Below are 19137 nucleotides of genomic sequence, written 5' to 3'. Positions count from 1 at the left end.
ATGGACCTGACTCCCGCACGCTTGGGCCGTGTCCAGTAGATCAAGTTGTCGGTCTTGTGGTGAGAACATTGCCGCCAAGAGAGGATCCGTCACTGAAAATTTCTAGCGAGCAGAAGTCTCTATTGATAAAACTGTACCGACCTATGAAACTGCTGATAATTCCCTTGATTCCAGCGATCGTAAGTTTGGTATTCCTCAATCTTGGCGTCATCGTATCTGCATTGGCACCAGCACAGGGGTTCTTCATGGGCTCGTCTGTCTTCACATGCGTTATGGTGCTATGTGCAAGCATCTTTACAGGTCGCCCTGGAATTGAACTGACGGAATATTCGATTATCAAAGTGGGCTCACAAAGCTGGGAAACTCGTCGCAGACTCGACGACGATGAGGAATTCGTATTGTTTAACGATGATTCGGTGGGCGTACATCACCGATCTGATGGCCCCATTGAAGGCGGCCTAATACGCAGATGGGCGGTCGACAAAGCAGGGTGGGCAGCCATCGAAAGCGACCTCGAACCGGCCGATCGGATACTTCGGCAAGATAAACCGTAAGTGTCCCGCTGGACGAATAGGACGTTAGGCTGCGGCGCTTCGCTCCCCGCTTTACGATCAGTGACCATGAAGCCGAACGGGTTAGTCACATCAAGTAAGCGCCGCAACCGTACCGTAATGCTGTAACAATTTCCAGCACGGACGCTCGGGCCTCTTCGCATTGCAAGTATGAAACAGCGCTGATTTCAGTACGCTGGTTTCAACCTGTTTAGCCGAGGAGTTGCTACAGTTACAATTCCAGCACGATCTTTCCCAAAATGCTCCCATTATCGAGCGCCCGGTGGGCCTCGACTACGTCCTCCAGTGGGTACACCGCACTGATGATTGGTTTCAATTTATCCTGTTCCACTAGGTCGGCGAGCGCCATTAGCCCCATGCGGTCGGGTTCGGCGAGCAATACCGCATAGTCTACTCTTTGCGCGTCGTGGTCACTGATTGGTTCGGCGTCGGGAAGAATACTGGTGACGGCACCACCGTCGACCACGAGGTGTGCTGACCGTGTGGCGTAATCGTCTCCGACGGGGTCGAAGGCAATATCGATATCGCCGGTCTGGTCTTCGAAGTTGTGGGTTCGGTAGTCGATGACTTCGTCGGCGCCGAGGGCGAGCACGGTGTCGTGTTTGGCTTGGCTCGCGGTTGCTATGACGTAGGCGCCTTTTGCTTTGGCGATTTGTACTGCCAGATGCCCTACTCCCCCTCCAGCGGCATGGATCAGGACCCGTTGTTGCGGTAGTACTGGTGTTCGGTCGTTCAGTGCCTGCCACGCGGTCAGCCCAGTGAGGGGCAGGGCGGCTGCTTCGACGTGGCTGAGGCGTGACGGTTTTGCGGTGAAGTGGCGAGCGGGAGCAGTGATGTAGTCGCTGTATGCTGCGGCGAAGTGTGGAAACCTGGGGAATCCGTAAACCTCGTCTCCGATTTTGTGGATGGTGACGCCGAATCCGACTGCCGCAATGGTTCCGGAGACGTCCCAGCCGAGACTGAACGGTGGTGTGGAGTCGAGAATCCCTCCGGATTCGCGGGTTTTGGAGTCGACCGGGTTGAGCCCTGCGGCTTTGACTTGAATAAGGACTTCGCCGGGGAGGGGTGTGGGTATGTCGGAGTTGACGGTGGTGAGGACGTCGGGGCCACCGAGTTCGTTCTGAATGACTTGTCGCATTGTGGTGTTGTCCTTCCTGTTCCCGTCAATGGTCCATTTGGTTGTGGTCAAGTGGCATTGGCCCGTGGGCCACTCTTCGATATGATTGGGCCATGTCTGCGTCGGTGGTGGCCGTATTGGCATTGGATGGCGTAGTGCCGTTCGATTTGGGAATCGCCCCACGAGTTTTCTCCGCTGCAAACCATCCAGGTGACGTTCCTCGATATCGCACAGAGGTCTGCACAATTGGTGGGCGACCTGTCAATACGGAATGTGGGCTGGAGATAGGTCCGCAGCGCGATGAATCGTTGATTTCCGAGGCCGATATTGTGGTCGTTCCGACCGTTCATACGTCTGCTGACCCTTACGATCCCCCAACGACGGTTCCTGGTGTGGCGGACGTTCTCGCTACGATGCGCTCGAACGCGCGATTGGTGTCGTTTTGCTCGGCGGCGTTCCTATTGGCGGAGCTAGGTTACCTGGAGGGCCGGTCGGCGACGACGCATTGGTTGTTGTCGGACCGATTGCGGAACATAGGTGTGGATGTAGTCGAGGATGTTCTGTACGTGGATGAGGGGTCGGTATTGACCTCGGCCGGGGCAGCGGCTGCTATAGATCTCTGTCTGCATATGGTGAGGCAGGATTACGGTAGTGAGGTTGCGAATGTCGCTGCTCGAAAATGTGTGGTGGCGCCGTGGCGAGATGGTGGGCAGGCACAGTTCATCGAACGTCCGGTGCCGTCGTCTCAGGTGACGAGTACTTCTGAAGTGCGGGCGTGGCTGGGAGACAATTTGCACCGACGAATGTCGATTGACGTAATGGCGCACCGGGCGTGTATGAGCCGACGGACCTTGACGCGACGTTTCCGCGCCGAAACGGGGCTCAGCCCGACGGAATGGCTAAAGGAGCAGCGAATCGAGCGAGCCAGAACGTGGCTGGAGACGACGGATATCGGTATCGATCGTGTGGCTACGCAGGTTGGGTTCGGTTCAGGAACCGTCCTGCGGCGGCACTTTCGCGACCGTTTCGGACTCAGCCCGTCACAGTATCGCAGGAGATTCAGTGTCCGTGACGATGACGTTTCTGCCGCGAGCATTGGATCGAACTGACAGTCGGACTTCGTTGCACGCGTTGTGGCGGTGGATCCTGCGATGGTTACCGCTGCGCGATATACAGCCGGGTGATCGATGGGAGGGCGAGGTGCCCCTGGTAGTTGTTTTCCACCATCTCCCCCAGCTTGTCGAGGAATCGCTCGCGTTGTGGAGATGCCATCGTGGAGACATGACTGAATGTGTTGAACAGTCCACGAACTGTGTCGGCATTCAATTTGAGGACCCATCGATACGTAGTGGCGTTGATGTTCGTAAAGTGCCCACCCGTCGATAGGTCGGCTATTCGGTCGTCGGTCTGCAGAGCAAACGGGAGCGATCCGGTTCCGGTACGCGGGGTCGCCGCATCAAAGGCCCTGAGGAGCCGCCCTACGTCGGCATGAAATTCGTGGTGACGTTCGGGGTCTTGGTAGACGTTCCACCACACCGCCAATGCTCCGTTCGGTGTCAACGCTTCAGCGATCTTCGGAACGGCGACCCGTGGGTCGATCCAGTGGAAAGCGGTGGCGCAGGTGGCTAGGTCGAACGATTCGGGCTTGAGGGGAACCTTTTCGAAGGTGTCATTGATGACGGTGAGACGGCGATCGCCAAGTTCTGTTTCCAGGCGTTGCGCCAGCTTACTGCCGAGTTCGACGGCGGTAACGGCTGTACCTCGATCGAGGAGGTCGCGGGTGGCTTGTCCGGTTCCAGGGCCGATTTCGAGTATTCGTGCATTGGGTCGGAGATGAGTGTCGGTTTCGAGGCGCGCGAACATGGCGCCGGGGTATCCGGGGCGAAACGTGTGGTAGTCATCAGTACGGTGATCGAATGTTGTCCGCGCTTCCAGTCCGGTCATGTGTCAATGATACGTCGTTGGGGTCCGGTGAAGAATTGATCGATGTCTTGGCCCGTGTAGGGGTGAGCTTTGATGCCGCCGATCAAAATTCGATTGTGCCCTGGCGGGGATGGCCGTAGCTTAATGTTCGTGTCTGCCTTGAACGACCTCGTGCGTCCCAAACGTTATCCACGATCGTCTCGCTATGAACCGGCCTGGTTGCTGGATCTGGATATGGGCCCAAATCCTCTGTGGCTGCTAGAGGACCTTGCCCGGGATCTGGATCTCCGTCGAGGGATGCGGGTTCTTGATCTCGGGTCCGGTAAAGGGGCCACATCGGTGTTTCTCGCCCGCGAATACGACGTGGAGGTAGTGGCGGCTGATTGGTGGATTCCAGCGGAATCGGCGCAGAACGTGTTCACAACGGTCGGGGTCGGCGATCAAGTGACGGCTGTACAGGCGGAAGCTCACGCCTTGCCCTTTGAAAAGGAAAGTTTCGACGCCGTCGTCAGTATCGATGCGTTCGAGTACTTCGGCACGGCGGACGGTTACCTGCCCTATTTGACTCGTTTTATCCGACCGGGAGGACAGCTGGGTATGGCTACACCGGCCATGAAGCAGGAGGCGCATGCCCTTGGGACGATTCCGCCGCATATCAAAGAAGTGGTCGGACGGGAGGCGATGGCATGGCATACGGCCGAGTGGTGGCGTATGCAATGGGAGATCACCGAGTTGGTAGAGGTTACCTCGGCTCGTCTGCAGCAGGACGGCTGGAAGGACCGGTTGCGTTGGGCACGGGCGGGGGTTGAATTCCATCCTGACGGTGCAACCGCAAACGGGCCGATCATCGATATGCTTACCTCAGACGGCGGACGGTACCTTTCGTTTGCACTGGTGACAGCCCGAAAATATTGACTATGGCCGGTTCAATTTATGCTGGAATCATTGACTTGCATGATAATTGAAGGGGTGTCGGTATGTTGGACGACCTTGTGGCCTCACTGTTGGGTGCGAGCATGATCGAGGCGATCGAGTCACGATTTCGCCGTAAACGCACCTGGGCCGTTCCTACCGAAAAACACGGCCTACTGCACTGCTATCAGCCCTTGTGGAACCACTACCGGGTGATGCGGTACGTAGCATTCAGTCGGGCAAAGGAGGGGGCCAGGCCCACTATGGAGGTTGGTTTCGTGAAAGCCGGGCCGGGCGATTGGGATTCAAAGAGGCGTCGTGTGGTTCCGCGATCGCAGTATCTCGTGGAAGTGAAGGGCGACGAGGTGGAACGAGTCCACCAGCGCGATATGAGAGGTGTCGTCGTGGACAGAGTATCGTTGACTCCGGTTTCCCGTCTGACACAAACGTCGAAATAGCGGCAAATACGCTGGAAAACCGTCACTGCACCTATTGCTGGTCGTACCAATGAGGAGGCCGGCCGCATGAGTTGCCGGTTCAGAGTGGCCTAACTGCGGCTATGTATTCACCGCCCAGTTCGAGAATACATAGCCGTGGACTGTTTTAAATCCGACTTTAACGAACGGACACAGTGCATAGTACCGAGATTTAAGCCGTGCCGTGGTAATTCGCGTGACCCTGGTAGTCGTTCGAGTGGCTTTTTCGAGGTGAAAATCTTCGACGAGCTCGTCAAAGATTGAGCTCTGTGCGAGATCGGAACGAACCATATGGAATCGGAGGTGGGAGTTCGGTTCCCATACGCTAATACGCTGTTGGATCGACCCGGTGTCTGATATACAACGACGTTCCCGGTCGACGCCTCCTTCGCCCTCCGGTATACGACATTCGACCGGGCGCGGGAGACCAAGGTGAAACAGGGGGCTGTATGGCTTTCGTGACATTTGCGAGCTGCATAGCAATCCCCAAGTCTGTTGCTCGGTATGCGGCAGATTCCAAACGGTTCTAACTCTCATGTTCGGTTGCCTTCACCATCATGTTGTCGAGGGTTGACGTTGTTCGTTTTCAGGTTAGTACGTCACCGTGATCGTGCGGTCGAGGCCCAAACGCATCCGTCCTCCATACGGGATGGTCAGCTGCGGGTCGGTGTGTCCAAAATCTACACCCCAAACCCAGGGAGTCCGTGGAGCGTATTCCTCCATACTCCGGGCGACGGCAGCGTACTGACAATCGTGATAATGAACTCGCTGCTTCTCCCCCAGCGGATTCCGATGACTTGATGCTTTCGGGGTGCCCCAGACGAGTGCCTTGATGTTTTTAAGAATTCCCCGCTCACCCATATTACGCAGCATGCGATACACCGCGATATCACTAGGCATTTCCTCAGAAGTCTCCAAGAAGAGGACGATATCGGAAAAATCGTCCGGCACGCATTGGTCAGCCATCAAAAGCCAAGACACGATCTCGAGGCAACCACCCCAGGTTTGTCCCTCCACCTCAGTCTGGCAATGGTGCCAGTGGATCGTGGGGTGGGGTTCGGTCGGAGGCTCGGACATAAACGTGGTGGGATCGGCCCAATCACGGTCGATCGTGGTATACCGCTCGATCTCCGGCAGAACGAATTCTCCACGCGAGAACAACGCCGACCGCAATGACGATTCGGTATCGGGGTGCATCGCTCCTGGACGCCCGAAACACGTCATCACGCATCCCCCGTAATAGCCCACGACGCCAAGCGAAGCAAGGTAGGCAAGCAGATTGGTATTGTCACTGCTTCCGAAGAACGGCTTGCTCCCCGCTGCGAGAGTGTCCCTGTCGAGATGCGGCAAGACCGTGATCTGGTCGTCGCCTCCGATTGACGCGATCACCGCTTTGATGCTGGGATCGGCGAAGGCGCTGTTCACATCCTCCGCTCGTTCCCGCGGTGCAGCACCGAGCTTGCGCGTAGTGGGGTATTCGACCGGATCGAGACCGAAATCATCTCGCAGACGTTGCAACCCTAGTTCATAAGGAAGCGGGAGAACTGCCGGCAAGGCAGAAGACGGCGACACGACCGCCACTTTGTCTCCTGGCACAAGCGGATTCGTCGTACGCACGTGATGACGTTACCATCTACGGTTTCCGCTTCTATGCGGTACACCTGGACAGCAATGGTCGTCTGTGTCTGACAGGTTCCGGATCGTCTTCTGTGCGGCTCGCCTGTGTGGCCGGAATCGAGGACGCCGTGCTGACAACGCCCACAGCCTTCTACACAAGCTGGATCGTGTCATGCCGACTCCAGGGTAAACCGGGGGCTCCTATGACGACATGCGCTGAGAGCAGCAGGTCCAAGAACCGATTTCGACTGCCACTCAACGGTTTCGAATATATACGGCTAATGTACGATGACCGAATGGGCTTCGTGGAGTTGACTGACGTCGCGTACCACCTTTCCGATGGCAGTCGGCTGTTTTCTGAAACGTCGTTTCGGGTAGGAGAGGGTCGGAAAGTCGCATTGATCGGTGCCAACGGCACTGGCAAAAGCACTTTGCTGCGAATTCTCACCGGGGACCTGGATCCTTCCCATGGAACGGTCACACATTCCGGCGGTCTGGGTGTCATGCGTCAGCTCGTTGGAATGCGTGAAGGTTCTCTCCCATTGCAGAGCCTTGCTATCGAGCTCGCGCCTTCGAATATTCGCAAGGTCGCCGAACATTATGAAGCTGCCAAAAAACGGATGGTAGTCGAAGGCAGCGAAACCGCGCAGCTCGAATATGCACAGGCCCTCGCCGATTGGGGTGAGGTCGGAGGGTACGAATTTGATGTTCTATGTGACACGGTCACGATGGGACTGCTTGGCTCCTCTTGGGATGTTGCGAAATCCCGACCACTTCGGACACTCTCCGGCGGGGAACAAAAACGATTCGCGCTAGAACTGCTCTTGCGTGGGCCCGACAAGGTCCTCGTGCTGGACGAACCCGACAACTTCCTCGATGTCCCCGCTAAACGCGAACTTGAACAGGCTATCCGGGAGTCCGACAAATCAATTCTGTTCGTCTCTCACGACCGGGAAGTCCTCAGAAACACCGCCGAGTCGATCGTAACGTTGGAAGCCGGTACCACCTGGACGCATGGTGATGGATTCGCGACCTGGCACGAAGCACGGCTCGCTCGTCACGACCGCCTCTATGAAATGCGCCGTCGATGGGACGAAGAGCATCAGAAACTTCGGGAGCTGATGCTCATGTACAAAAACAAAGCCGCTTTCAATTCCGACATGGCCTCCCGTTACCGGGCCGCTCAGACTCGCTTGCAGAAATTCGAAGACGCTGGTCCACCGCAACTACCTCCGAGGCCGCAGAATCTCAAGATGCGACTTAAAGGAGGACGGACCGGCAAGCGAGCGGTGATCTGTGAACAGCTGGAGCTTGAGGACCTGACGTTCCCGTTCGATCTAGAGGTCTGGTATGGCGACCGCATAGCCGCACTGGGTGCTAATGGGACAGGTAAAAGTCACTTTCTGAGACTGTTGGCCCGAGGCGGTTCTGATTCCGATGATGGCTTGGCCGGACGACACAGATTCGACCCGGTGGCACACGAGGGGCGGGCTAGGCTTGGCGCCCGAGTCCACCCGGCACATTTCTCTCAGACTCACGAACACCCCGAATTCGATGGACGAACATTGCGGGAAATCCTCTGGGAGGGCGATGACGACCGGCCGTCGCTCGACCGTCAACGGGCCATGAGCGCACTGAACCGCTATGAACTCGCCGCGAAATCCGAACAGGAATTCAAAACGCTATCCGGTGGTCAGCAAGCCCGGTTTATGGTGCTGATACTTGAACTTTCGGGTGCCACACTCCTGCTTCTCGACGAACCGACCGATAATCTCGACTTGGAAAGTGCCGAGGCCCTCCAAGCAGGCCTGGCCTCCTTCGAGGGAACCGTCCTGTCCGTTACACACGATCGATGGTTCGCCCGCAGCTTCGACCGTTTTCTCGTTTTCGGCGCGGACGGCGAAGTCACTGAATCGCATGAGCCGGTCTGGGACGGCCGGTTACCCGCTGTGTGGCTTGTTGAAATCAACTTTGACCTGGTACATCGCCATGCCGGAACCGTCGAGGAAACCGACAGCACCATTGAGAAAGAATTCGTCTATGACTCTGCCAACGTCGTCATCGTTTTCCACAATGACGACGGGAACAACATAACGCACCGGAGGACTTCTGGAGAGTAAGAACAGGCCCGGGAACCGACCAGAAACGATCGCTGTGGAAGTACCGCCGTATCTGCGATCCACAACGACCAAGCTGAATCGTGGGTTCGACGTGGAACGTACCGTCGAACCCACGATTCACCCGATTCCCTGCCGGTCGGCGATCAAAGCGAACTCGGCGTCGTCGGCATTGGGGACGGATTCGGCGACATCGGTCCGTAGCAAGTCGAGTTGACGTTGCAGCGGTTCTCGACGTTCGTCGGACGTGACACGGATGAGGTCATTGAGCGCCGCGGTCAGACGTCGGGTCACCTGCGGCGACGACGAGCCGTACGTGCGGATTTCCGTGAAGGCCAAATTCACCAGTGACGTCCAGGTTTGATCATGCGTTATCAGTCGGACGCGGTCCGTTCGGTCGGTGAACGCGACCGATTCGAACGATTCATCGGCTACCTTGCCGATGAGTTCCTGGATACGATCGATGACTTGCACTGCGGTGGTCGGGTCGTTGACACCTGGGGATAGAGCCTTGGCGCCGATATCGACGAGTTGGCGAAATCCGAAGGCCACGTCTTGGTATATGGACCGATCCGATCCCGTCGTTATGCATCGAGCAAGCTGCTTAGCAGGAAACCTTCGTCCTGAGATACGAGCAACCGGTGTTCCGGTGGTAATGAAGTCGCCGACGCGTGGGATGATGTCGACGATCACGTCTCGTTTGCGTGCGTGATGGACTATCCGGCGTATATTGATGTCCTGCAGAACTCCGGATCGGCCATTGTGAACCAGAATGAAGGGTTCGTCGTCGAAATGTGGTTCTGGTCCCTCTCTCCCCTGTTCGTAATTGCGACTCAGGAACTGGACGGTCTTCAGAGCGTCACGGGAAATGTGTTCGATGACCTTGGAAAGACGGAGTAGCCGAATCGTGGAGTCGACGTAGATGACGAACAGCAGAAGACTCGCGAAAACCAAGGCGATGGCGACGATGGAGCCGAACAGTGGTATGGCGGTAACTTCGGAGTCCTTTTGATACTCGGAGAACTCCAAGGTGATGAGCATGGAGTATACGAAGGTGCCGAGAAAGATCGACAAGGTGGCTTTAGTGATGCGCGAACGAACGAAAAGCAGGAGAACCCGTTGCGAAAATGAGTTCGCCGCCATCTGAAGCGCTACGAGAGAGATCGAGAAGATCACGCCAACGAAGGTCAACATGGCGGACGCGACGGTATTGACCATGGTCGCGGCCGGTTCGATGAGAATGGACAGATCGTCGATGTATCTGTCGAGATCGGATTCTCGTAGAATCTGAGTGGTTGCGCCGTCGGCTGTCCAAACCATTCCCGTCAACACGGTCGCCGCTACAATGGCCACGGTGGGCGCCAGGACGAAGGAGTTGCGGAGATGCTCACGTACGGACGAGAATCTGCGGTGTCGAGCGGCGGATACAATTCTCATCTTGCCATTGTGGAGCACTGAAATTCGCCGTACGTGGTAATCGGGAGATATTGACGCTTGAACAGGAATCGGGTCCTGCGCCGCCCCACCTGCGGCAGAACGGCGCGAACGTGGAAAAGCGGGTCATGCGCGTTCGGTGAGAACGATCGGTTCGTTGTCCGTGACGACGATCGTATGTTCCATGTGGGCGCCACGAGATCCGTCGGCACTGCGCAAGGTCCATCCATCGGAGTCAAAGCGGTATCGATCGGTCGTATTGAGGACCCACGGTTCGATGGCTATGGCGAGACCCGGTTTCAGGGTCATACCTTTACCCGCACGGCCGTTATTGGGTATGTGCGGATCACCGTGCATCGTTCGCCCCACTCCGTGGCCACCGAAATCGGTGTTGACGCCGTATCCCGCTTGAGTGAGTATATTGCCGATCGTGGATGATATGTCGCCGATTCGGTTGCCGGGCAATGCGACGTCGATGGCGGCGTCCAAGGCCGCCCGGCACGTTTCGATCATGCGTTGGTCGTCGGTGCGAGGTTGGCCAACGTTAAAGCTGATCGCACTGTCCGCTACCCACCCGTTGACGTTAACGGCTAGATCGAGGCTCACCAGATCGCCGTCCCGCAGCCGGTACCTGTGGGGTAGACCGTGGAGGACCGCATCGTTGACCGACGTGCAAATGTAATGGCCGAAGGGTTTCGACCCGAAGGACGGATGGTAGTCCACATAGCATGAGGTCGCTCCGTGGCTCTTAATCCGGTCACGCACAAAAGCGTCGATTTCCAGGAGGTCGGTTCCCACGTCAACGATGTCGTCCCGCAGTTCGGTCAATGTATCAGCGACGAATCGGCCCGCGGGGCGCATCTTTTCAATCTCGTCCGCCTCGAAGAACTCAATCATGTACTTTCCTTCCACACTCAGTATTGGTATTATAATACCACTATGATTCGACCTGAACTGACGCCGCAGGAACGACGACAAGGAAAGATCCTGGGCCGATCCCTTAAGACGGCAAGAGGAGAACGACGCCTGGACGATGTGGCCTATGAAGCCGAAATCTCTCCGGAGACACTGCGGAAAATCGAAAACGGGCGCATTCTCAGTCCCAATTTCTTCTCGATCGCCAGACTCTGCCGGGCGCTGGGGGTCTCTTTGGACGAGCTTGCCGCGGAAGAGAACGTCAGCGATGGAATGTGAATGTGCGAGAACCGGACGACTTATGTGGGTCTGGGGCACGGTCATCGACGCCGCCCGGTCATGGTAGGCATGCGGTCCTTGGAGTCTCCCCTGGTTCCACCTCCCAGGTGAATCCTATTCGTGAAGTATGCTCACTCGTATGAGTTCGATTTCCGTCAACGGCGTTCGTATCGGCTATGACCTTAGAGGATCCGGCCCCACAGTGGTGTTCGTTCACGCGGGCTTGACCGATCGTCGGTCGTGGGAAAAACAACTGGACCACTTTAGTCAGGATCACCGGGTGTTGTCGTACGACTCACGGGGACACGGTGAGTCCGAGTTGGGCGAAGGAACGTACAGCCCAGGCCGTGATCTCTTGGCGCTTCTCGACGGCCTTGACATCGAGCGTGCGATCGTGGTCGGGAATTCCATGGGCGGTGGAACGGCTCTAGAAGCCGCACTTCTCGAACCGCACCGGATTGAGAGTCTGGTTGTGGCGGCGCCGGGACTTCCCGGTTACCAATGGCCACAGTCGTTCATCGAGCAGGTACGCACCAGGGTCCACTCGCAGATCGACGCCGAGCGACGGAAACGGTACCTGGAGGGTCGAGGTGAGCCTGGAGTCCAGTTGGACCGGGATATCGCCGCCTACGTCAGAGCGCATATCGAATGGATGGTCGCCGGCCCACGGCGGCGGGCCGACACCCTCGACCCCGAGGTGGTGGCGGGAGTGGAGCGGATGCTCGGCGCACATTTGCGACTGACTTGGTCGACGCCGTCGACTGCTCGGGTGGAGCCCGAGGTCGACGTAGTGAATCGCTTGGCGGAGGTGACGGCCCCGGTCTTGGTGGTTAACGGGCGGGAGGATGTACCTGAAATTCAGGAAGTGGGCACAGCGGTCTCTCAATCGATCGCCCAGGCCAACCGGGTTGACCTTGACGACTGTGGGCATCTTCCCGGGCTGGAGAGACCCGAGCGGTTCAACGAGGTCCTGACGCGATTCCTGGCGTCAGAGACCTAGTGCGATAGTCCGGGCGGAGGTTCGTCTTTTCTGTGACGCCGGGCGGCGATATGACGGCGGATGCTTCCCAGGAGGCTGAACATGACAACGGCTTGGAACATCCCGGCTGCCAAGTAGGCGACCAGGGCCGGCAGGCCGGTGACGGGTGTGAGGAAGATGAGGTAGGAGGTGGGCGCGGTGAGAAGAACCAGCCAGACTCCGGCAAGCCCGGAAGCGTCGAACTCGGTCGCCACGACTGTGTAGAAGGCGACAAGTAGCAAGAGAGCGATATAGACGCCGGTGATCCAGTGTTCGACGTGTAGCCGTGGCACTATATCGCCCCCCTTCGTCCTCTTAATGGGTAGTTTATCGCTATTGCACCGGTTAAGGTGGGATTAAGGGGGTGAAACGATGGGACTACAACCTCCGATCATGGGTCAACCTCAAGGTCCGATGCTGCGATGGTTGATTCGCGTCGTTGTGGTCGTGTCTCTTGTCGTCATCGGTGTGGTATTGCTGGGCTCGTGTTAGTCGCCTTGATTGAGAATGACCTTCAGCGCTTCGTCGGCGTGGTTGGTCATGTTGGTTTCGCTGTGTATGGAGTGGAGTAGGGTCCGGTCGGTGCCAATGACGAAGGTGACTCGCTTGACACTCAACGGCCCGAGTTTGAGGCGGCGGCGAACTCCGAATTGGTCGGCTACCGTGCCGTCGGTATCGGACAGCAGTGGGTAGTCGAATTCGTTCTGGGCGGCGAAGTCTTTCTGTTTATCGGTGTCGTCCATACTGATGCCGACGCGCTGTGCTCCCGCTTCCTCGAATTCCGCCGCCATGTCGCGGAAGTGACACCCTTCGGCGGTGCAACCTGAGGTCATGGCTTTGGGGTAGAAGAATAGAACGACTGGTCCGTTGCCAAGTAGTTCAGAGAGTCGACGGGTGGTTCCGCTTTGGTCCGGCACGGCGAAGTCATCGATTTTCTCGCCGGGCTTGAGGATTTTGGACATGGTGGTCTCCTTTGTCGTCGTCGTTTCATTGTCGCAGAGGTTCACGGTTGTCCGACAGTGCCGTTTCGGTCAATTATGCTGATTGCATGATCAGGGTTTACGTGCGTGTGGTGGGCCGGGTTCAGGGTGTGTTCTTTCGAGATTCGTGTTCCCGACGGGCGGTGAGTGACGGGCTCTCCGGCTGGGTTAGAAACGTCATCGACGGGTCGGTTGAAGGTGTTTTCGAAGGTGATGACGATGTGGTCGAGCGAATGGTGGAATGGATGTCGGTCGGCCCGGAGGCGGCAGAAGTACGGGAGATGGAATCGGTGCGCTTTCCGCCGGAAGGGGAACGGGGCTTCCGTATCGCTCCCACCGGGATGACGCGGTTCGACGGTTGACGATTGTGCTGGTCGAAAAATCGATTGCCGGTCGGGAAGGTGATTGGTAATTTTATGACCGTCACGTTCGTCTGGCGTGACTTCCGACGAGTGAGGAAGGAGGCACTGATAATCAATGATCATTTCACAGGTGCTTCCGCCAATGGAAATCACTAAATAATTGCGTGGAAGCATCCACGAAAAGGCGCCTCGGGCACGGTACCTCCCCGGGGCGCTTTTGTCGTCTCCATCGAGAACTGATCGGAGGTTCGTAGTGCGCAGGGCCCTGGCTTTAGCCGTGGGGTAAGCACATCAATGACCGCGATGTCAGACCCCAACGATAAGGTGGTGTGCATGTTGACCGGTCGCCGTTTTCGTCTCAAGCTCACCCCCGAACAGGCCCAAGCGTGCACCGAGTACGGAGGCGTCTGCCGGGCGGTGTGGAATGCCGCGCTGGATCAACGCCGGGAGGCGCGTCGCAAAGGAGCATGGGCGAACTACGTTCCACAAGCCCGCCAACTGGCCGAAGCGAAACGCGAACCCGGACTAGAATGGCTGAAAGTCGCGCCGTCGCACCTCCTCCAGCAAACGCTTCGTGATCTCGACCGGGCGTGCCGGGAGCATGGGACGTTTACCGTCCGGTGGAGAGTGAAGCACCGGTGGTCTCCGTCGTTTCGGTTTCCTGACCCGAAACCCATGGCCGTGGAGCGGATCAACCGGAAATGGGGGAGAGTGAAGCTCCCCAAACTCGGGTGGGCCACCTACCGTTCCACACGTGCTCTCGGTGGCCCAATACGGTCGGCCACCGTATCGTTTAAGGCAGGTCAGTGGTGGATATCGTTTCTTGTGGACGACGACCAGACCACGCCTGAGCGGCACGCCAACCCTGGCGCGGCGGTCGGGATCGATCGGGGTGTCGCCTATGCGGCGGTCACGTCGGACGGCCGGTTCCATGACCGCGCGTTCGTCACGCCCGGCGAGGTGAAGCGGTATAAGCGCCTCCAGCAGCAGCTGGCCCGGCAGAGGAAGGGCTCGGCGTCGTGGGGCCGGACGTTGATGCGGCTGCGGCGTCTGTCCTGCCGGATCACCGATCGGCGCGGCGACTTCACCGCGCAGGTGGCGCACCGGATCGCGTCCGACAACGCCGTGGTCGTGCTGGAAGACCTCAAGACCACGAACATGACTGCGCGTGCGAGTAAGCGGAATGTCAAGGCGAAAGCCGGACTCAACCGGGCCATCCTCGACAAAGGATGGCACCGGCTCGAACTCGCACTGTCCAGCAAGGCCCGGTACACCGGAACCAAGCTGGTCACGATCCATCCTGCGTACACGTCACAGACCTGTCATGCCTGCGGGCACTGTGCAGCAAACAACCGCGATAGCCAAGCGAGTTTCTGCTGCACGGCCTGCGGGCATCGGGCGAATGCGGACGTGAACGCGGCGAGAAACATCCTTAAGGCCGCCGGGCTTGCGGTCTCAGCCTGTGGAGACGGAGACATGAGTCAGTCTGTGAAGCAGGAACCAGCACACCCGCGAGGGCTCGTGCGCCAACCGGTCTCACCGGTTGGAATCCCCCGGCCTTAGCCGCGGGGAGGAGGTCAACCAGCGGAGTCGGCCTGACAATGCAACCCTGCCCCTACCCAGGGCGAAGGACATGTCGGTCTCGTAACCAAACCCGGTTACGAGACCGTGGCCAAGGAGTAACGACGACGGCGGGCGCCCGGGAACCGTACATGAATCTTCAACACCGTATTGGGTTGAACACGCTGAATCCCACAGGATTTGAGCCGGTTTTGTATTTGCCGCTTGCTCATCCTATGATCGGATTTGAAAGTGAAGCTGCATCCATGTAGCTCAATGCGAATCCTCCTGGGAGTAACATTGTTGAGAAAGAACCGATCGCAATGGAGCGGTCGCGGTCTCGCCGTCGCGGGTACCGCTGCTGCCTTGACGTTGATGAGCGCCTGTTCCGGATCAGGCGCGGACGATTCCGACGTCGAAGTGCAACTGCTGGCCTTTAACGACCTGCATGGGCGTTTGGCCGCAGACGATTCGATGCTATTGGCCAATGAGGACGGCGAAGAGGTTCCCGCAGGTGGTACCGAGTACCTCGCGACTCACCTCGCGGAAGCACGCGACGGTCAGCCGAACAGTGCGACCGTTGCCGCCGGCGACCTGATCGGTGCGACCCCGTTCATGTCGGCCGCATTCAACGACGAGCCGACGTTGGAAGCCGTCGAAGCGATGGGCCTCGACGTATCGTCGGTGGGCAATCACGAATTCGACGGCGGCGTGGACGAACTGCAACGCCTGATCGACGGTGGTTGTCCAGAGGACGGCTGCCCGGAAGGTACGGACGAATGGGAAGGCACTTCCTTCGAGTACCTGGGTGCCAACGTCGTCGACAAGAAAACCGAAGAACCGGTCTTGAACCCGACCTGGGTCAAGGACTTTGGCGACGGCGTCGAAGTCGGATTCATTGGAATGACGCTGGAAGGTACCGGCGACATCGTATCCAAGGAAGGCGTTAAGGACGTCGACTTCCTCGACGAGGTCGAGACGGCCAACAAGCACGCCGAAAAGCTGATGGATGACGGCGTCAACGCCATTGTGGTCCTGCTGCACGAAGGCGGTTTCCCCGTCGAAGAGGACGCCGACTACGACTGTGACACGGTTGGTGGAACGGCGGGCGTCTCCGGCCCGATCGTCGACATCGCCGAGGGTCTTGACTCGGCCATCGACGTGGTCGTCACCGGACACACCCACCAGAACTACGTCTGCAACATCCCCGATCCTGAGGGCACTGACCGCCTCGTTACCTCCGCGGAGTCGTACGGCCGAGTTATGACCGATATTCGGGCCGACTACGACACCGAGTCCAACGACTTCGCTCGTGCTTCGGTGGAAGGTTCCAACCTCGTCGTCGACCGGGAGGTGTCCGCTGACTCCGACCAGACCGAGATCATTGAACGCTACGACGAACTCGCCGACGGCATCGGTTCCGAAGTCGTCGGATACATCGATGAGGATATCGTCAGAGTCCAAACGCGCGATGCCGAATCGGCCTTGGGTAACCTCATCGCGGACATGCAGTTGGAACGAACGGCATCTGACGATACCGGCGGCGCCGATATAGCCGTCATGAATCCGGGCGGTATTCGCGACGATCTCCTCGTCGGAGACGATGGCGAAGTGACGTATGCGGATGCCTTCAGCGTGCAACCCTTCTCCAATTATCTGGTCACCATGGATTTGACCGGCGATCAATTGGTAGAGCTTCTACAGCAGCAGTGGACGGATCGAGACGATGAGCCCCTGATATTGCAGTGGTCGGAGGGATTCAGCTATACGATCGACGACTCTCAGACCGGAGCCGACCGACTCGTAGAGGATTCCTTGGAATTGAACGGTGAGGCTATAGAGGCCGACCAAACCTACCGAGTGACGGCCAATTCATTCCTGGCCGACGGCGGCGATTCCTTCCATACCTTCGCCGACGGCGAGAACCGTCTTACCGGCGAATTGGACTTGGACGCCATGCTCAACTGGTTCGCCGACAACTCCAGCGCCGACGAACCTGTGACGGCACCGGAGATCAACCGAATTACCGTGGAATAGTCGTTCACCTGATCAAGTGGCCTGGTGCGAATGTAACGCGCCGGGCCACTCCTGTGTTTCGGACGTTCTTTGCAGCATGCGGGAGAACAGGTAGGCGGCGAGGATGCCGCCGATGAATCCGAACAAGTGTGCCTGCCAGGAAATATACGGTCGGGTGGGCAGTACTCCCCACAACATTGAACCGTATATCACCATGACGAAGACGGCGATGGCGATATCACTGATGTGCCGCAAGAAAACGCCTCGCCCCAACAAGTAACCGAGCAGCCCGAATACCACCCCGGAAGCACCTACCGTTATCGAATTCGACCCGGACAGCAGCCATGCGCCCAGCCCGGAAATCACCACGATGATCGGTAGAGCGAACGCAAAGGCTCGGATATCACGCAGACTCGCGACCAGTCCCAGAACGAACAGCGGAATCGTATTAGAGGCCAAGTGACCGATGCCGACGTGCAGAAACGGGGCCGCTACGATCCCCGGAAACAACCCGTCCAGCGACCGAGCGGTGATCCCCCATTGGTTGAATTCAATCGGAGTGACGGCATTGGCGAAAAGAATCAACCAGAGCCCCGCGACCGCCATCACCCATGCGAGCGCGATGGACGTCCAGGAACGTCGTTGTGGGGTGGGCGGTGAATTGTCGTTCATCGGGTTGTGCATGCGATCCTCCTTGCCGTGCAGCGTGTCGAGCGTATCCGACACGGGGGGCCGAGTCCCAGTCGCCGTACGCTTCGGGTGAGTCGATGTTCCCGCGATACCTTGTGCGGCTGGTGAGGTCGGTGGTCTGTGATCTAATGGTCTACATGGTTTCGCGAGAGCTCATGAGTGGTTTCACCGCTGGAGTGGATGCCGTGGACGGTCCTGGTGCGCGTGTCGAGTTGGACAATGCGGTTCGGGTCGATCCGTATACGGCCTATTTGGATTCGTTGGGGTCGGCGGAGTCGCGTCGTACCATGCGTGGCTGTTTGGATCGGGTTGCTCAGTTGCTGTCGGGGTTGGATGATGCGACGGGTGCCGGTCAGCCGTGGCATTTGTTGCGGTATGAGCATACGTCGCGGTTGCGGGCGGTGATGGTCGATCAGGGTTGGTCGGGGTCTTATATCAACAAGCACTTGGCTGCTCTTCGTCGAGTGTTGAAAGAGGCGTGGCGGCTGGAGTTGATGGAGGCGTCCGACTATCAACGTGCCTGCGATGTCGCTCCCATTCGTGAGCATCGGCTTCCGGTTGGTCGAGCGGTTGATAAAGAGGTGCTGGCCGGGGCCTTGTATGCGTGCGATCGTGACGATACGCCCGCCGGTGCTCGCGATGGAGCGGTTTTGGCGGTGCTGTATTCGACGGGGGCGCGTCGTTCGGAGGTGGCCTCGATGCGTTTTGTTGACGTGGACGCGTCCGAGCGTTCGATTCGGATCCTGGGTAAGGGTAATAAAGAGCGGCAGGTGTATTTGGCGGCGGGTGCGATGAGTCGTCTGGATCGGTGGCTGGCGGTTCGGGCGAGGGTTTCCGGTGCCTTGTTCTGCCCGGTTAATAAGGCGGGTCGGTTTCGATATCGGCAGAACCGACTGGCTCACATGTCGGGGCAGGCCGTATCCGATTTGGTGTTGAAACGCCTTTTGGAGGCGGGCGAAGGGCGGTACACGCCTCACGATTTCCGGCGTACGTTCATTGGGGATCTTCTTGATTCGGGTGTCGACCTTGCGATTACGCAGTCGCTGGTGGGGCATGCTTCTCCGGCGACCACGGCTCGATACGACCGGCGTCCGTCGCGGCGCCGTCGGGACGCGGTGGATCGTCTCCAAGTGCCGGAGACGTGAGTTG

General features: G+C 58.2%; 18 protein-coding genes and 1 pseudogene. 11 read left to right on the top strand and 8 right to left on the bottom strand.

Annotated elements, in window-relative coordinates; all coding sequences use genetic code 11:
* Nucleotides 1-143 precede the first annotated feature (143 nt).
* Nucleotides 144-554 (top strand): hypothetical protein, encoded by a 411-nt coding sequence (locus HALAL_RS18940; protein ID WP_025274630.1) that lies wholly within the window; start codon nt 144-146, stop codon nt 552-554.
* Nucleotides 555-783: 229 nt separating this feature from the next.
* Here the strand turns inward: HALAL_RS18940 and HALAL_RS0114180 are convergent, their stop codons facing one another.
* Entirely contained in the window at nt 784-1710 is a 927-nt protein-coding gene (locus HALAL_RS0114180; protein ID WP_025274629.1) for an NADP-dependent oxidoreductase, read from the bottom strand.
* 92 nt (nt 1711-1802) lie between these two features.
* Between HALAL_RS0114180 and HALAL_RS0114175 the strand changes: the two genes are divergently transcribed.
* On the top strand, nt 1803-2798 hold the full coding sequence (locus HALAL_RS0114175) for a GlxA family transcriptional regulator (RefSeq protein ID WP_025274628.1): 996 nt from the start codon (nt 1803-1805) through the stop codon (nt 2796-2798).
* A gap of 46 nt (nt 2799-2844) precedes the next feature.
* Here the strand turns inward: HALAL_RS0114175 and HALAL_RS0114170 are convergent, their stop codons facing one another.
* A complete protein-coding gene (locus HALAL_RS0114170) occupies nt 2845-3633 on the bottom strand; it encodes a class I SAM-dependent methyltransferase (RefSeq protein ID WP_025274627.1) in 789 nt (262 codons plus the stop codon).
* Between the two features lie 129 nt (nt 3634-3762).
* Here HALAL_RS0114170 and HALAL_RS0114165 point away from each other — a divergent pair, with 129 nt between their 5' ends.
* Nucleotides 3763-4527: an SAM-dependent methyltransferase gene (locus HALAL_RS0114165; RefSeq protein WP_025274626.1), complete on the top strand. Its 765-nt coding sequence runs from the start codon at nt 3763-3765 to the stop codon at nt 4525-4527.
* A 62-nt stretch (nt 4528-4589) separates the two neighbouring features.
* A complete protein-coding gene (locus tag HALAL_RS0114160; protein ID WP_025274625.1) occupies nt 4590-4982 on the top strand; it encodes a hypothetical protein in 393 nt (130 codons plus the stop codon).
* 609 nt (nt 4983-5591) lie between these two features.
* Here HALAL_RS0114160 and HALAL_RS0114155 read toward each other — a convergent pair.
* Nucleotides 5592-6572, bottom strand: a complete 981-nt coding sequence (locus HALAL_RS0114155) for a S66 family peptidase (protein ID WP_245598151.1) — start codon at nt 6570-6572, stop codon at nt 5592-5594.
* A gap of 341 nt (nt 6573-6913) precedes the next feature.
* Between HALAL_RS0114155 and HALAL_RS0114150 the strand changes: the two are divergent.
* Nucleotides 6914-8551, top strand: a pseudogene (locus HALAL_RS0114150) (ATP-binding cassette domain-containing protein); the annotation flags it as partial.
* A 303-nt stretch (nt 8552-8854) separates the two neighbouring features.
* On the opposite strand, the gene HALAL_RS0114145 reads toward HALAL_RS0114150, so the two are convergent.
* Together HALAL_RS0114145 and map are read right to left on the bottom strand one after the other, a co-directional pair.
* Nucleotides 8855-10171, bottom strand: a complete 1317-nt coding sequence (locus tag HALAL_RS0114145) for a DUF2254 domain-containing protein (protein WP_029768031.1) — start codon at nt 10169-10171, stop codon at nt 8855-8857.
* Nucleotides 10172-10294: 123 nt separating this feature from the next.
* Entirely contained in the window at nt 10295-11065 is a 771-nt protein-coding gene (map, locus tag HALAL_RS0114140) for a type I methionyl aminopeptidase (protein WP_025274621.1), read from the bottom strand.
* Nucleotides 11066-11107: 42 nt separating this feature from the next.
* On the opposite strand from map, the gene HALAL_RS0114135 reads away from it, so the two are divergent.
* Nucleotides 11108-11362, top strand: coding sequence for a helix-turn-helix domain-containing protein (locus HALAL_RS0114135; RefSeq protein WP_025274620.1), 255 nt, complete (start codon nt 11108-11110; stop codon nt 11360-11362).
* A gap of 139 nt (nt 11363-11501) precedes the next feature.
* Complete coding sequence (locus tag HALAL_RS0114130; RefSeq protein ID WP_025274619.1) at nt 11502-12362, top strand: alpha/beta fold hydrolase; 861 nt, start codon at nt 11502-11504, stop codon at nt 12360-12362.
* On the opposite strand, the gene HALAL_RS0114125 is transcribed toward HALAL_RS0114130, so the two are convergent.
* Nucleotides 12359-12673: an SCO4225 family membrane protein gene (locus HALAL_RS0114125; RefSeq protein ID WP_025274618.1), complete on the bottom strand. Its 315-nt coding sequence runs from the start codon at nt 12671-12673 to the stop codon at nt 12359-12361. The two genes, HALAL_RS0114130 and HALAL_RS0114125, sit on opposite strands and share 4 nt — an antisense overlap.
* Before the next feature lie 195 nt (nt 12674-12868).
* Nucleotides 12869-13342 carry a peroxiredoxin gene (locus tag HALAL_RS0114115; protein ID WP_025274617.1) on the bottom strand — a complete coding sequence of 158 codons (474 nt, stop codon included), beginning with the start codon at nt 13340-13342 and terminating at the stop codon, nt 12869-12871.
* A gap of 86 nt (nt 13343-13428) precedes the next feature.
* Here HALAL_RS0114115 and HALAL_RS0114110 point away from each other — a divergent pair, with 86 nt between their 5' ends.
* From HALAL_RS0114110 to HALAL_RS0114100, 3 genes are all read left to right on the top strand, one after another.
* On the top strand, nt 13429-13722 hold the full coding sequence (locus HALAL_RS0114110) for an acylphosphatase (RefSeq protein ID WP_025274616.1): 294 nt from the start codon (nt 13429-13431) through the stop codon (nt 13720-13722).
* Between the two features lie 333 nt (nt 13723-14055).
* The gene (locus HALAL_RS0114105; RefSeq protein ID WP_025274615.1) at nt 14056-15285 is read left to right on the top strand and encodes an RNA-guided endonuclease InsQ/TnpB family protein; all 1230 of its coding nucleotides are present in this window, start codon (nt 14056-14058) and stop codon (nt 15283-15285) included.
* 300 nt (nt 15286-15585) lie between these two features.
* Nucleotides 15586-17319, top strand: a complete 1734-nt coding sequence (locus HALAL_RS0114100) for a bifunctional metallophosphatase/5'-nucleotidase (RefSeq protein ID WP_029768030.1) — start codon at nt 15586-15588, stop codon at nt 17317-17319.
* 12 nt (nt 17320-17331) lie between these two features.
* Here the strand turns inward: HALAL_RS0114100 and HALAL_RS0114095 are convergent, their stop codons facing one another.
* Nucleotides 17332-18024, bottom strand: coding sequence for a rhomboid family intramembrane serine protease (locus HALAL_RS0114095; protein WP_025274613.1), 693 nt, complete (start codon nt 18022-18024; stop codon nt 17332-17334).
* A 101-nt stretch (nt 18025-18125) separates the two neighbouring features.
* Here HALAL_RS0114095 and HALAL_RS0114090 point away from each other — a divergent pair, with 101 nt between their 5' ends.
* Nucleotides 18126-19133: a tyrosine-type recombinase/integrase gene (locus tag HALAL_RS0114090; protein ID WP_211240478.1), complete on the top strand. Its 1008-nt coding sequence runs from the start codon at nt 18126-18128 to the stop codon at nt 19131-19133.
* The last annotated feature ends 4 nt before the right edge of the window (nt 19134-19137 follow it).

The organism is Haloglycomyces albus DSM 45210, assembly GCF_000527155.1.
GTDB lineage: Bacteria > Actinomycetota > Actinomycetes > Mycobacteriales > Micromonosporaceae > Haloglycomyces > Haloglycomyces albus.
This window is presented reverse-complemented; position numbering and strand designations above follow the sequence as displayed.

Coding starts and splice junctions, on each gene's coding strand:
- HALAL_RS18940 (WP_025274630.1), top strand. CDS start 144: ATGAAACTGCTGATAATTCCCTTGATTCCAGCGATCGTAAGTTTGGTA.
- HALAL_RS0114170 (WP_025274627.1), bottom strand. CDS start 3,633: ATGACCGGACTGGAAGCGCGGACAACATTCGATCACCGTACTGATGAC.
- HALAL_RS0114090 (WP_211240478.1), top strand. CDS start 18,126: ATGGTTTCGCGAGAGCTCATGAGTGGTTTCACCGCTGGAGTGGATGCC.
- HALAL_RS0114110 (WP_025274616.1), top strand. CDS start 13,429: ATGATCAGGGTTTACGTGCGTGTGGTGGGCCGGGTTCAGGGTGTGTTC.
- HALAL_RS0114175 (WP_025274628.1), top strand. CDS start 1,803: ATGTCTGCGTCGGTGGTGGCCGTATTGGCATTGGATGGCGTAGTGCCG.
- HALAL_RS0114130 (WP_025274619.1), top strand. CDS start 11,502: ATGAGTTCGATTTCCGTCAACGGCGTTCGTATCGGCTATGACCTTAGA.
- HALAL_RS0114160 (WP_025274625.1), top strand. CDS start 4,590: ATGTTGGACGACCTTGTGGCCTCACTGTTGGGTGCGAGCATGATCGAG.
- HALAL_RS0114145 (WP_029768031.1), bottom strand. CDS start 10,171: ATGAGAATTGTATCCGCCGCTCGACACCGCAGATTCTCGTCCGTACGT.
- HALAL_RS0114180 (WP_025274629.1), bottom strand. CDS start 1,710: ATGCGACAAGTCATTCAGAACGAACTCGGTGGCCCCGACGTCCTCACC.
- HALAL_RS0114105 (WP_025274615.1), top strand. CDS start 14,056: ATGTTGACCGGTCGCCGTTTTCGTCTCAAGCTCACCCCCGAACAGGCC.
- HALAL_RS0114115 (WP_025274617.1), bottom strand. CDS start 13,342: ATGTCCAAAATCCTCAAGCCCGGCGAGAAAATCGATGACTTCGCCGTG.
- HALAL_RS0114135 (WP_025274620.1), top strand. CDS start 11,108: ATGATTCGACCTGAACTGACGCCGCAGGAACGACGACAAGGAAAGATC.
- map (WP_025274621.1), bottom strand. CDS start 11,065: ATGATTGAGTTCTTCGAGGCGGACGAGATTGAAAAGATGCGCCCCGCG.